Origin of the sequence: Streptomyces sp. NPDC002701, assembly GCF_042889045.1 — a bacterium.
Lineage (GTDB): Bacteria > Actinomycetota > Actinomycetes > Streptomycetales > Streptomycetaceae > Streptomyces.
Genome location: NZ_JBIAQL010000013.1, coordinates 205,730 through 218,767 on the forward strand (window position 1 = coordinate 205,730; position 13,038 = coordinate 218,767).

12 protein-coding genes are annotated in these 13,038 nt (G+C 68.7%); 4 read left to right on the top strand and 8 right to left on the bottom strand.

From position 1 onward, the window contains the following. Positions 1 to 307 precede the first annotated feature (307 nt). Positions 308 to 967, bottom strand: a complete 660-nt coding sequence (locus ACFYXC_RS29065) for an ATP-binding protein (RefSeq protein ID WP_389554857.1) — start codon at positions 965 to 967, stop codon at positions 308 to 310. Between the two features lie 47 nt (positions 968 to 1,014). Beyond that, positions 1,015 to 1,914: a hypothetical protein gene (locus tag ACFYXC_RS29070; protein ID WP_389554886.1), complete on the bottom strand. Its 900-nt coding sequence runs from the start codon at positions 1,912 to 1,914 to the stop codon at positions 1,015 to 1,017. Positions 1,915 to 2,173: 259 nt separating this feature from the next. On the opposite strand from ACFYXC_RS29070, the gene ACFYXC_RS29075 reads away from it, so the two are divergent. From ACFYXC_RS29075 to ACFYXC_RS29090, 4 genes are all read left to right on the top strand, one after another. Next, positions 2,174 to 2,455: a helix-turn-helix domain-containing protein gene (locus tag ACFYXC_RS29075; protein WP_389554859.1), complete on the top strand. Its 282-nt coding sequence runs from the start codon at positions 2,174 to 2,176 to the stop codon at positions 2,453 to 2,455. A gap of 475 nt (positions 2,456 to 2,930) precedes the next feature. After that, positions 2,931 to 3,137, top strand: coding sequence for a helix-turn-helix domain-containing protein (locus ACFYXC_RS29080; protein WP_248777029.1), 207 nt, complete (start codon positions 2,931 to 2,933; stop codon positions 3,135 to 3,137). Between the two features lie 66 nt (positions 3,138 to 3,203). After that, positions 3,204 to 4,292 (top strand): tyrosine-type recombinase/integrase, encoded by a 1,089-nt coding sequence (locus tag ACFYXC_RS29085; protein WP_389554861.1) that lies wholly within the window; start codon positions 3,204 to 3,206, stop codon positions 4,290 to 4,292. Positions 4,293 to 4,492: 200 nt separating this feature from the next. After that, a complete protein-coding gene (locus tag ACFYXC_RS29090; RefSeq protein WP_389554863.1) occupies positions 4,493 to 6,337 on the top strand; it encodes a TerD family protein in 1,845 nt (614 codons plus the stop codon). A gap of 135 nt (positions 6,338 to 6,472) precedes the next feature. On the opposite strand, the gene ACFYXC_RS29095 is transcribed toward ACFYXC_RS29090, so the two are convergent. The 6 genes from ACFYXC_RS29095 to ACFYXC_RS29120 form a co-directional block, all read right to left on the bottom strand. Then, positions 6,473 to 6,913: a hypothetical protein gene (locus ACFYXC_RS29095; protein ID WP_389554865.1), complete on the bottom strand. Its 441-nt coding sequence runs from the start codon at positions 6,911 to 6,913 to the stop codon at positions 6,473 to 6,475. Positions 6,914 to 6,923: 10 nt separating this feature from the next. After that, positions 6,924 to 7,991: a hypothetical protein gene (locus ACFYXC_RS29100; protein ID WP_389554866.1), complete on the bottom strand. Its 1,068-nt coding sequence runs from the start codon at positions 7,989 to 7,991 to the stop codon at positions 6,924 to 6,926. Next, a complete protein-coding gene (locus tag ACFYXC_RS29105; RefSeq protein ID WP_389554868.1) occupies positions 7,988 to 9,976 on the bottom strand; it encodes a hypothetical protein in 1,989 nt (662 codons plus the stop codon). Before ACFYXC_RS29105 ends, ACFYXC_RS29100 begins: the two co-directional genes overlap by 4 nt. Next, positions 9,973 to 10,710: a toll/interleukin-1 receptor domain-containing protein gene (locus tag ACFYXC_RS29110; protein ID WP_389554870.1), complete on the bottom strand. Its 738-nt coding sequence runs from the start codon at positions 10,708 to 10,710 to the stop codon at positions 9,973 to 9,975. Before ACFYXC_RS29110 ends, ACFYXC_RS29105 begins: the two co-directional genes overlap by 4 nt. After that, entirely contained in the window at positions 10,707 to 12,026 is a 1,320-nt protein-coding gene (locus tag ACFYXC_RS29115) for a helix-turn-helix domain-containing protein (RefSeq protein ID WP_389554872.1), read from the bottom strand. Before ACFYXC_RS29115 ends, ACFYXC_RS29110 begins: the two co-directional genes overlap by 4 nt. 533 nt (positions 12,027 to 12,559) lie before the next feature. Continuing rightward, positions 12,560 to 12,826: a hypothetical protein gene (locus tag ACFYXC_RS29120; protein WP_389554874.1), complete on the bottom strand. Its 267-nt coding sequence runs from the start codon at positions 12,824 to 12,826 to the stop codon at positions 12,560 to 12,562. Between the last annotated feature and the right edge of the window lie 212 nt (positions 12,827 to 13,038).

The window sequence follows — 13,038 nt, forward strand, 5'->3', positions numbered from 1 at the left end:
CCGGGTCCGATTAGTTCGTTGGGGACCGGTCCCCGTACGGTGCCGTGTTCAACTCCGGGGCCGGTCCCTGCTTCGATCGGGGACCGGTCCCCGAAGTGCACAGTCGGGACGGTCCCCCGAGAGGTGGCGTCGGTCCCCGTTGCTGGAGGCGGTCGGTCCCCGGGACTGGTCCCCGCTTCGATCGGGGACCGGTCCCCAAAATGCGCCGTCGGGACCGTCCCCCAAGAGGTGGCGTCGGTCCCCGGACGGGACGGTCTGTGCGCAGACGCCGACCGGCCGGCTGCACGGATGGCGTGCTTCGGTGGGTCTAGGCGGGGTCCTCGCGGCGGCGGTCAGGGCCGGTGAGGATGACGCGTTCGGTCATCTCTGCGAGGCGGGAGGCGACGCGGTCGCCGAGTGTGGTGCGGAGTTCGGCGGTGGGGAGGTTGGTGGTGATGAGGGTGGGGAGCAGGTGTTCGTAGCGGTGGTTGATGAGCCGGTAGGTCAGCTCCTCGGTCCACTCGCTGGTCTTGGCTGCGCCGAGGTCGTCCAGGAGCAGCAGCGGGCAGCGGGCCAGGGCCTGCAGCTCGCGTTCGCTGTCGTGCCCGGTGCGGGAGCTGGGGCGCAGGCGGGCGTGGAGGTCGGCGCTGGTGGTGGCTTCCCAGCGCAGGCGCACGCCTCGGTGTAGGAGGGTGCGGATGGCGCCGTATGCCTGGTGGGTCTTGCCCGTGCCGGTGGGGCCGACGATCAGCAGGGAGCCGCCCTCGGATATACCGGGTGCGCCGGCTGGGCCTGGGCGTCCTGCTCGGGCTATTTGAGCGGCCCAGGCGGTGATCTGGGGGTGGTCGGCGAGGGCACCGCGATAGCGGGCGGGGATGCGTCTGTCGGCCAGCTCCAGGGCGCTGACCGGTTCCTCCGGTGGCGGTGCCGCCGTGGCTTCCGGGTCGAGGCCGCGGGCGGTGAGGATGGCTTCGAGGCGGTCCGTCATGGTGCCGACGGGCTGAGGTGGGCGCCTGCGGGTGCCGGTGGTGGTGTTCAGAGCTGGCCTCCGTAAGCCGCTGCGGTATCGGCCGGGTTGGTCCAGGCCCGGCTCGGGGTGCTGCTGTGCGTGGGCGTGTTCATCACGTCGTTGACGAGGCTGGGCAGCACGCTGGGGTGCATTCCCTTGGCCCGTTGCCGGATGAGCGCGGCGCGGATGTGGTCGGCCTTGATGCCCTCGGCCAGCAGGTTGCGCACTTCGCGTCCCAGGTGTCCCAGGAAGCCGCTCGGCGGGCGTTCGGCACACGCGGCGACGTACTCGCCGATCAGCTCCTTCGCCGAGACGTTCGCGGGCGCGGGGGCGCTTGCGCCCCCCGAAGGGGAAGATCCTAGATCCATGTTCCTAGGTCCTAGATCCGGACCGTGAGGGCGCACGGAGTCCTGCGTGAGCCCTCCGTGAGTTGGCGATGAGGACTCACTGAGTACCGTCTGACTAGCGCCTTCTTCGGCAGGCGGGGGCGTCGCTCCGGCTCCGTGAGGGCTCACGGAGTGCTCCGTGAGGTCTGCGTGAGTCCTCGGCGCCGGCTCACGGACAGGGCCGAGGTGTCCGTGGTCGTGGTGCGGGCAGTCGGGGTGGCGCACGCCGCTGGGCCGGTTGATCTTCTGGTGGCGGGCGAAGGTGACGAGGTGCAGGTACCGCTTGCCGTCGCCGCCCTCGTAGCGGCAGATCAGCCCGGCTTCCTGGAGCTGGCTGAGGTCGTCATCGACGTCCATGGGGCCGTGGTCCGGGCGCAGCGACCACAGCAGGCCGGCGATGACCGCGGCCTGGTCGCGGAACCGGCCGCGGTCGTCGGCCTGTGTGAGCAGTCCGAAGAACGTCCGCTCCGCGGACAGGGACACCATCGCCAACGACTCGGAGGCGAACGCTTCGGGCTTGATGGTGCGGATACGGGCGATGTCGATCGACCACCTTCGTCGTGATTCGGGGCGTTGTCCGGCGGGAGCGCCGGGGCGCGTGGACAACACAGCCACACCCGCCGCGCACAAGTCCAGAGTTGGTTTACAAACTCTGTAGTAATCGTGCGGGGCCGGAAAACCATAAACCCGAAACGCCGGTCGAGGAAAAAGGTGCCGGAAACCGGCACCTCGCGTGCATCGCTCACGGCAGACACCACACCGCTTCCCCCTGCTCGGGAAAGCAAGCTACAACACACCCATGCCGCTACGCCCCCTCGAAATCGGCCCGGCCGGACAAGCCGCCGCGCGTGCCATAGAGCGCCTGCGCACCGCACGCGGCTACTCGCAGCGCCGACTCGCCGCCCGCGTCACCGCCCTCGGCCGGCCCCTGACCTTCACCCAACTCTCCCGCATCGAAAGGCGAGTTCGCCGTTGCGATGTCGACGACCTCGTGGCCATCGCCGCTGCTCTCGGCGTGCCTCCCCAGGCACTCCTCGGCGAGGCCGGCGCGTGTCCCCGACCGGACGGCGAGGGAACATAGCCGACGATCGCCGGTTAGCCAAACCGGCGATTCTCCGCACTATTGAACGACCAGGGACGCCGACGTGTCCCAATGTTGTGTGTGAGGAGTCGAGCAGTTTGCCACATCCCCCAGTAGGCGATTTTTTGTTGCTCTTCGAGGGGTGTATTCGTGCCTTCCGGAACGGATTGAAGAGGAGTCTTCGGGATCAGTGTTTCCCTTCTTCACCTTCACGGTGGGCACAGCGTGCTCGCCTGAGCGGTAATAACCGCTCCGCGCTCCGGCCCAAGATCCGGGCGCGGGCCCGCCGCCGCAGCGCACATTCCGGCCTTCGGCGGGCCGCACCTCGTTGCTGCCGTCACGTGACGCATCTCCTGGGCGATGTGGTCTCACTGCCCTGACCGGGCTGGTTGACCTTCGTCCTGCATCGCCCGGCAGCCCGGCGGAATCGAATCGCCGGCTCTTTCCTCCCCTCCATGTCTCCGAGGAGTCGCCCATGCCTGCCCGTTTGCTGTCCATCCCTGCCGTGGCCGCCGCCCTGGACGTCGACCGCCGCACCGTCTACCGCTTCATCGCCGCCGGGGACCTTCCCGTCGTCGACCTGCGCACCGGCACGCAACGCTCCCGGGTCCGTGTCCCCGCTGCAGGGCTGGAGGAGTTCATCGCCAGCAGGCTGGTCGCTTCCCCGCGCGCCCGCCGGTGATCTCTCGCCGTCGCTCCGGCCCTCACCGTTCCTGCGTGAAGGAGCAGTACCACGTATCTGCGTAAATTGAAGTCCGGCAGGTGGCAGGCGACCGTACGAAACCGGGCCGGCGACCGGTTCAGCGAGTCCTTTCCCCTCAAGGCCCAGGCGCGGGCCTGGGGCATCGAGTTGGAGACCCAGTTCGCCCGCGGAGCCGTGCGCGACCCGCGGGCCGGGGAAATCGCGTTCCGGGAGTGGCACGACCGATGGTGGAGCGCCCGCATCGTCGAACCCCACACCCTGCGCGGCGACGCGTCCAGCATCAAGAATCACGTCATGCCCCACTGGGCGGACTGGGAGATGCGGGCCATCACCCGCATGGACGTCCAGAGCTGGATCCGTTCCCTGGTCGACAAGGGTGCGGGCCCTGCTGTGATCAAGCGGGCCTACAACCTGACGTCGTCGATCATGCGTGCGGCGGTCGACGACGATGTGATCGCGGTGAGCCCGTGCCGCAGCATCGATCTGCCGCCCATCGCGGTCAAACCGCCGCAGTGGTTCACGCCTGACCAGGCGCAGAGCATCCTCGACGGACTCGCCCCCGCCTGGCGCACGATGTGTCTGCTCGGCTTCTACACCGGACTGCGCTGGGGAGAACTCTCCGGCCTGCACCGCCACCGCATCGACGTGCGCCGCTCGCGCCTGTTCGTGGTGGAGGTCAACACCAAAAGCGGCATCAAGGAATACCCCAAGAGCTCCAAGAGCCGCCGGGAGGTACCGCTCCCGCCCCACGTCCTGGAAGCGTTCGAACGCCACATCCACCGGCTCGACCGCGACGCGGTGGTGTTCACCACCATCACCAAGGGCCGCTCCGGGCGCCTGCTCGCCGACAGCAACTGGCGCCGGCAGACCTGGTGGCCCGCCGTCGAGGCCGCCTACCACTTCGGCGACGACGGCGAGTTGCAACTCGTCCCGCACTACCCGCCGCACTCCATGCGCCACACCTGCGCCTCGTGGCTCGTCCAGAAGGGAGTCTCGCTCTACGAGGTCCAACACCTTCTCGGCCACGAGAGCTTCCAGACCACCCAGCGCTACGCCCACCTCCAGCCGGACGCCCACAAGGCCGTCCTCGGAGCCTGGAAACGCATGGAAAACCCGCTCACCATCACCACATGAATGTTCCTTCGCCCTGTCCTCGATGGACGGGGCGAAGGGGTATCTGACCGGTTCCACGAAGCCCCCATTGCCGGTCTCTGGGTTAGCTCTCCGTCACAGAACCACCACGAACGGCGCTCGGCGCATGCGAAAATCCCGCAGGTGGTGCATCACCGTGGAGAGGGCGTGCTGCCCGCCACGCCAGGGGAGGGGAGCCCCGCATGGTCCTGCTGTCGTCGAGTCCGAAGTGGCCCACGCTTTCGGACTACTTCCATGACTGGGCGCTGGTGGACGTGGAGACTTCTGGGCTGAGACCGGGCCGGGACCGTGTCCTCTCGCTGGCGATCCTCACGTTGGACGCACAGGGCAACCAGACAGGGGAGTTTTCCACCCTTCTCAACCCGGGCTGTGATCCAGGTCCGGTGCACGTCCACGGCCTCACTCCGGACCGTCTCGCCGACGCGCCCACCTTCGAGGAGATCGCCCCGCAGACGGGTGCACTACTCAGCAGCCGTGTCCTGGTTGCCCACAACGCGCAGTTCGACTACGACTTCCTGGCCCACGAATTCGCCCACGTCCGCTCCTGGGTCCCGGTCAGCAGACGTCTGTGCACGCTTGCCCTCAACCGTCTGGTCGGGCCCGCGACGCCCGATCTGAAGCTGGGCACACTCGCCGAGCACTACGGTGTGCGCCAGGACAAGGCCCACGATGCGCAGGACGACGTACGCGTCCTCTCCGGCATCCTGCGCGGCTCGCTGAGCGCTGCCGAGCAACTGGGCCTGGCCTTGCCGCTCCTGGAGTGTCCGCCGCGCCAGGACTATAAGCCGTACGTGCCCAAAACGCCCTGCGCGTACCGCAATCCGGGTCGGCTTGAGTCGGGTGAACCGCTGATGCAGGGGATGAAGGTCGCCATCACTGGGGAAACCCGAGTCTCTCGCGAGGAACTCGTCGCCCGCTCGGTGTCGGCCGGGCTCAACATGATGACGTCGGTCAGCAACCAGACCAGCGTCGTCGTCACCAACGACCCCGCCACCGGATCCGCCAAGCTGAAACGCGCCGCGGACGACGGTGTCCCCCTCGTGGACGAGCTGACCTACCTGCGACTGCTGGAAATGGTGCAACCCGGCCAGGCCAAGGGCGCCGCCCGGCAGCGTGCCGCTGAGGAGACGCTCCCCGGCGAGCCCACCGCACCGCCTGCGCCGACGCTTGCTGTCCCAGTCCAGCGGACTGTCGCACCGATGGAACCAACTGTCAGGGCGGGGCAGCCGCTCAGCGGGCGCAGGGTCCTGGTCCTGGGCGGCACCCACGACGAGGCCGTCGAGGCACGCGCGCGTGCTGTTGCCCTGGGAGCCTCCACGGCGGTCAACCTCTCCACCAGCGTGTCCGACATCGTCGTGCTGCCCGGCGGCGAAGCGGACCGGCGCATGAGCCGAATCGCAGCCCTTGGCCTGCCCGTGTACGACGCCGACTGGCTGCTCGCGCCCGCCACGCCGGCGATGCCCTCGTTGGCACAGAACGCGGCCGGACACCGGCCGGACACAGCGTCGGTCTTGCTCCGAGGCGCCGTTCTCGACCTGTCCGACACCGGCACGGCCTGGACGGTCACCGCCGCCTGGCGTCAGCAAACCGCCTGCGACGTGGACGTCGTCGCCTTCGCGGTCGATGAGCACGAACAGGTGTCAGGCGACGAGGACTTCATCTTCTACGGTGCTCCCGAGCACCCGGACGGCACCGTACGGCTCGCCACGGACGGTCCGACGGAGCAGACCGTCACCGCCGACTTGGACCGGCTCCCCCTAGAGGCTCACCGGCTCGTCATTGCGGCCGCGATCGACGGCGCCGCAACCTTCGCCGACGTCGGGGCCGTCGAGATCACTGCCACCCGCGGGATCGGCGCGGCCCCGATCGCCCGGGCCACCCTCGACGCCGCCACCACGGAACGCACCATGATCCTTGCCGAGCTCTACCGCCGTGGCGAAGGCTGGCGGCTACGTGCCGTCGGGCAAGGCTATGACCATGGCCTCGCCGATCTAGCTCGTAGTTACGGCGTCGACGTCGCGGAATAGCCGACAAGCCTTCTCACAGAGCCGGGCTTTCAAGGACCTATCAGCCGTACGTGTCATTGCAGGGGGCGTTGGAGCCCGGGCACCGAAGGCGCTTTCCAGTTGCGCCGAATACGCGGTGTCCTCCCTGCACTGGCGCTACTGGCGATCGACGTGATCCACGTGGAAGGTCAGCCCGGCGACGCTGCCCGACTGGACGACGGGACCGTGCTGGACTCCGCCGCTGATGCGGTTGTCCACCGTGCGCCGGCTGTCTGCCGCGGACGCCGAGAGTTGCAGTAACGAGGTCAGCAGAGCCCGCAGGGCCTCGTCGCTGTTGTCGTCGGCTTCCGCGAGTCGGCGCAGACGGCCACCGTATCGTCGGCCGATCTCGCGGGCGGTCCGTTCACGTTCCGTGGCGTCGGCGGCGAGGAGCCGGGTCCTCGCGTCCTGCAGGTCGTCGAACGTGCCGGGGTCCGCGCCCGTGCGGGTCAGGTACCGCCCGACGAGTTCCCGGGCGTGTGTCCAGGAGTCGGTGACCATGAGGGAGACCAGTGTGCTGGCGCCCGACGCCGCGAGTATGGCCAGTTCGCTGTCCATGCGTCTTCTCCTAGGCGAGGGGGGAGCCGGAGGCAGGTGCCTCGTCATCGTCCGGGCCGAGGGACGCCGGCGGGTCGAAGTGGTGCTGGATCTCCTCGGCGGTCTCATGACGGTTCTGCTCCTTGATGAGGCCGGCGATCTGTGCGGCGAGCATCGGGCGGCGTACATCTCCGTCGGTGAAACCGATGCTGTTCAGGAAGTCGGACAGATGCATCGTGGCCGTCTCCCGTCCCTGTGGCGCTGAGGGAGGCTCCTCCCGGGGAAAGTCCGGCGTCGTCGGCTCGCCCGCCTGCTGGGAGATCAGATCCCGGAGCCGTTCGGGAATGTCGGTGTCATTGGCCGCCGAGGTGAGCTGAGCGAGCAGGGCCAGGTCGTTCACCGTAGGTTCCACGTGTTCGTCGTTCTTGGTGAGCCACCAGACCACGGCGCTGCCGGTGTTTTTGAGGACGTCCTCGCCCAGGTACCGGCGCCTGCTCTGCTCGTACTTGCGCTGGTGCGCCCAGACTTCCTCGTCCTTGCGTACGTCGGCGAGCTTGTCGAGGCGTTCCTGGTCCTGCTCCGCCAGGACGAGCTGGATGTTCTCCGCCATCGCCTGGAGGTGCCCGGTGGGCTCAGGCAGCATCCGGCTGAGGGCGCCGGACAGTTCCTGCTCGACGAGTGAGGCCCGGGCCGGTACTCGTTGCTCGGTGATGGCGCGGGCCCGCTTCAGGACTGCGTCGACGGCGAGGCCCGCCGGGTTGAGAACGTGGGCACTCGCCGGCGTGTCGACGAGGTACCAGCGCACCGTCGCGGAGAAGGCGAAGTCGTAGTCGGCCCACTTGCTGGGCAACGCAACCTGGCTGACTCGATGTTCCGTTCGTTCCACGGGGGCCGCCGTGAGCTGCTCTTCGAAAACCACCGGTACCGTGCCGCGGCGCACCGCGGCGATCCGGAAGACGACTGCGGGGACGACGAGCAGCAGCACTGCCAGCAGTGGCCAAGCCCATGCCGGCCACCGCTGCGTCAGACCGACGATGCTCAGCAGGAGACCGCTCAGAACGGTGAGGAAGACGGTGGTGGTTTTCCGTGCGGTGGTCATGGTCGAGTCCCCCCGGGTGATGTCGTCGGCGATGTGGCCGGAGCGATGCTTTGAGCCGCGCTGATCTTGCGGAGCAGCAGACCGGTGGTCTCCGCGGCCCGCGCCGCATCCCCTGGGCCGGTGCGCTCGGCATCGCGGGCGCATGCGTACAGCAGAGCGAAGACCTTGCCCCGCTTCTCCGTGCACTGCTGTGCCGCGCTGACGAGGAGATCGAGCAGGAGCCCGCCGTGCGGTCCGGTGTCGGCAGCCGCCCAGTGGAGCCAACGTCGTGCTTCGGCCTGCCACTGCGGAGGCGGCAGCTCGGCCAGTACCGCGTGCCAACAGGTCGTCAGGGAGTCCTGCGCGCCCTGTTCGTCGATCAGCGTGTGCGAGGTGCCGGTGTGCTGCGTCAACAGTTCGGGGTCGCTGGCCTGGAGGAAGATCCCGAGATTGGCGGGTGAGAAGTCGGAATGGGCGAGACGGTCGAGCAGCACGCGGTGCAGCCGGCGGCTGCGCGCCACCAGCTCGCACAGCGCCTGCCGGGCACGCGTCGTGCCGCGCTCACGCCGGGCCAGGTGATAGAGCCTGACCAGGGCTTGATCGGGATGACTGGTCGCGAGGACGTCGGCACAGACGCGGACCAGCACCTGCGCGAACTCCCCCTTGAGTTGCCGTTTGGCGCACCACTGGTAGGTCTGCTCGCGGAAGTCCCTGGCGTGCACCGGGTCCGCCAGGCCGCAGGTGAGCGCATGAACGGCCGCTTCCAGACGAGGGCGGCTCGTCCCACCGGTGCTCCAGCCCTCGATGAGAACCCCCAGCCCGTCCGCACGTCCGGTCCGCAGATATTCACCGGCCACTCGTTCCACCAGGCCGTCGCGTACGACGGGGACGACGTGCGGGTCGTTCAGCTCCACCACGCTCGCCGCCCAGGTGCCGAGGTGAGGGCGGAGATCGGGCATGTGGTCCCAGAAATGGGCACGAACGGCGGAGTCGAAGTCCAGCCTCTCGAACCGGACCTGTCCGTTGGGGGTGGCAGTGGCCGAGATCTCAAGGAGTCGCTCGGCGAGGTCCCGGTGCTGCAGCGGCGAGTCGCCCTCCGACGGAGGCCCAAGGGCGCTCAGCAGTTGCCCGGCCGCGCGGTGAACGACATCGGCATGCGCTCCGTGCAGCATGGACACCGCGATCAGCAGGGCTCGTTGCGGCGCCTCCCGTAGCTTGGTGACGAGCGCGGCGGCTTCCCGTCGGCCGTCGTTTCGCGCCCGCAAGGCCGCCTCGCACCACTGACCGAATCCGTCTCCGGGCTGTCCGGCTTCGCGTGCTCGGCGCACCAGGTCGGCGAATTCTGCGATCTCCCGCATCGGCCTGTTTGCCGTCAGGAACCCGGTGACGGTGTCGTCCGGCCGGAGATATTGCTCAGGGGGTACACCGTGCAGGCGCAGATGCCGCCGGAGAACGCCGATTTCGGGTGGTCGTTCGAGCACCACACGGCAGTACTGCAGGTCCGGGTCGAGAATGCCGCGGGGCGGCATGACCACGACCAGGTGAGCCCGCTGCTCGTGCACGGCCTTGCGCAGCGCCGGGAGGTCGGCCTGGGCCGCGGCCCAGCGGCGGTCGTCCGCGGCGGACAGATTCAGCAGCAACTGATCACCGGTCCCGACCAGAGCGGGGTCCTGGAGGGACAGCTCTCCCTCCTCACCGGGCAGAAGTTCGTGGAAGACACCACTGTCCCGGTGATGTTCGTGCAGCAGTACGCGGGCCGCAGCTGACCGGCCGCTGCCAGGGTCACCGTCCAGGATGACGGTGCCGGTGTCGGCGAGTACGGCACGAGCCTCACCCATGCGCGGCGGAGCGACCAGTACGTAGCGCAGTCGGCGGAGTTGGTCCTCGGCGATGCGGCGGAACGCCGGCTTGTCCGAGTCCTGCAGTTGCGTTCCGATGTAGACGTCGCCAGGGCCCGTGACCGTGACGCCCGAGTCCCGGACCCAGGTACTGGTATGCTGGCTCACCGGTCCTTGTCCTCGTGACCGTTCCGTTCGCCGAACCGGTGCTGGACGGCGCCGTGGTGGTCACCCTCGGAGTACGTCATCCCGTCGCCGCCCGAGACATGACGTGAATGCGAGTAGATGCTGCCGTTCCCGGTGTGAACAGGACCGTGGGCGCCCTTGACGACCGTGCCGACGTCGCCGGTGAAGTCACGGCTCTGTACGGCTGTACCGTTCACGGTCCCGATGGAATTGGTCACGCTGCCCGGCGCGGGCGTCCCCGCCTCGGTTCCTGACCGGTCGTCAAGACCGGGAATCAGGTCGGCCATCAGATCACCGATGCGCGCGACGCACACCTCGGTGTCACCGGAGTCGAACGCGATGGACTGGAGATCGGCGAGCCGTTGCAACGTGGGCGGGAGATCGGCCTTGCTCAGCCGATTGGTTTTGCGTCCATCCAGAACAGGGACCACCGGGACCTCACAGGTGAAAGCCTCCTCGATCTCCTTGCGCACCCAGTCCCCGGGGTCCTCCAGCCGGGTACGGAAGTTCGTCCAGTCCGGTCCGATGATGGCCAGGAGTACGGAGCTGCGCCGTACTGCGGCCAGTAGCCGTTCGGGCCAGCTTTCACCGGGGACGATGGATTGTGACGCGTGGAACGCGTGTCCCGGTCCGAAGCGGTGCGACAGTCCTTGACGCAGTAGGGCCGCGGTCTTCTCCCCGTCTCCGGTACGGTAGTTGATGAAGATCTCGCTCATGACGGTGACTCCTCAAGAGGGGTGGTCGGGCGTGACAAGGTGCCGAGCCGCGGTGCCAGCCGGCGTACCGGTGGATGGTCCGGGTAGCGGCCCAACACCCGTACGAGCCGTCGGAGATCGGTCGTGACGGTCGCCGAGCGCACCGCCGTCAAGCCGTCGAGCAGTGGCTCCGTGAGTGCGCAGGCGTGGTCGATCTCGCCGGCACAGGCATAGGCGAGCGCGCGGCGTACGCCGTACCGGACCTGCGTACGCACCGCGTCGGGGCCGACCAGAGTGAGCTGCCGATCCAGTTCCTCGCCCGCCTCGTGCGGCCGCCCGAGATCGACGAGGCACCAGCCGGTGACCATGCCGACCGAATCGGGAAGATGCATGGAGCCGATCACCGGGCCGTCAGCACCTTCGGCAATGCCGTCCCGGCGGGCGAGCAGAGTACGAGCCCGGTCCAGGGCACGTAGACAGGCGCCGACATCACCGGCGAGGGCGTGACCTTGCGCTTCGCGCTGTGCGGCGAGACCGCGGATCCGTGATGGCAGCACGCCGCTCTGCGCCCGGCGGGCCAGTGCGATCGTCTGCTCGGCATCCTCCCTGTACAGCGTGACCAACGCCCTGCGGACCAGCGCATAACCGGCCAGTGCCTGATCGCCGCCGACGGCGGCCAGGTCGACCGCGCGCTGTGTCCACCACAGCGCCGCACGCTCGTCCCCGGTCTCCTGCACCAGCCAGCCCACGTACTCGGCGTACCGGGAACCGAGCGCCAGCAGGCGACGCCTGGTGGAGCTGTCGCTCTGCGCCGACAGCTCCCGCAGCGTGTGTGTCTGCGCGATCAGCACGGGCAGAAGCAGGCCGGGTTCCACGGTCTGACCGAGTCTGCGGTAGTGCGTGAACAGGGAGCGTGAGGCTTCCAGCATGCCCGCGCCGGCGGTTGGGGGAGCTGGTCCTGATCCGTCCGACCTCCAGGTCATCAGCGAGGCGACACCAGCGTTCATCACCTCACGCCGGCCCACGGGCCCGAACGAGTTCGGGCCGTCCGGTGACAACTGCATCATCCAGTTCTCCTCCTCGACCCGGCCTGGCGCCGACATGGCAGGTGAGTCGACAGCGGTAGGGGTGCTCAGCGCGATCAGTGCCCCGTCGGCATCGAGTGCGGCGTCGCACAGCCGCGCGAGATCACGGCTGGGCGCCTTGATGCCCCGCTCGACCTTGCTGAGCTGCGCCTTGCTGTAGTGCACGAGGCCGGACAGGTCCGTAAGGCTCAGTCCGGCTTCCAGACGCCGCTTCCTCAGTTCCTCGCCGAACAGGGTGGACGGATGTGGCACGGGAACCTCCCGAACCCGGTCATCCGGGTCGAGGCGGTGCTGCACGAAAGAGTGCGGCACCAACTCCCGGACGGACAAGGCGATCGAAGCTGTTTCCCGTTTCCTTCTCCGACGCTGGGGCGCGGCAAGCTCATGCGGGGCAGTTGAGTTGCCCAAGGGCCGGTGCTCGTGTTTCCGGCGGACGGCTGGGTCGCCTTCGTTTCAATGGGTGCGAGTGGGCGCTTGGGTGCCTGAGCCGAGATGCGGTCCGTCCGACACCATGGATCCGCACGATGACCCGAAGGAAAGCGCAAGGAGGTCTTCGGCGTGCGCCCGCCCACGTGGCTGGGCCCGCGGCACAGCCGACGAGCCGCTTTATGAGCATCGGTGCCCGGGGGGCCGCCGGCGGCGGTGGTGTCCGAGGCGCACACCGTCGCCGAAAGCAGCGAGCCCCGGCAGCCGGGGCTGGTGCCGAGTGCGGTGGCCGTCGTCCGCGTACGCGAGCCCCGGCGCCAGGACGCCCGCCAGGAGCGCCGCGGCGGCCGCCGCGCGCCTCAGCACGTGCGTGCCCCGTCCGGTACGTAGTCGGTCACCATCCAGCCGTTCGGCCACTTCTTCGCCGTCGCCGTCGCGACGTAGCGGCGCGGCTGGTTCGTCGGGAGGGGAAGGACCTTGTTGGTGCGGGTGTCGATGGTCTGCCACTTCGACAGGTCGACGCAGTCCTCGATCGTCGCGGTCGGCAGCTTCGCGACCGCGTCGAGCGAGGTCACCTTCGCGTCGTGTCCGAGCTCGCCCCGGAGCACGGTGCGCTGTTCCTTCATGTGGGCCAGATCCGAACGAAACTTCGACAGCGCGTCGGTGCTTGCGTGGGTCTCCAGGTCGGGGCCCTTGGCAACGGCCTTCCCGTTCGAAGTTACTCATCGGTCACCCGGTCTGTTCAGAGTCCGAGTCTGTGATCCAGCGCCCTTCGGCGGAGTCGTGCACGTACGCCGGCCTCCCCCTGGTTCCGCTCGTGCGGAACGGCTTCCCGCCG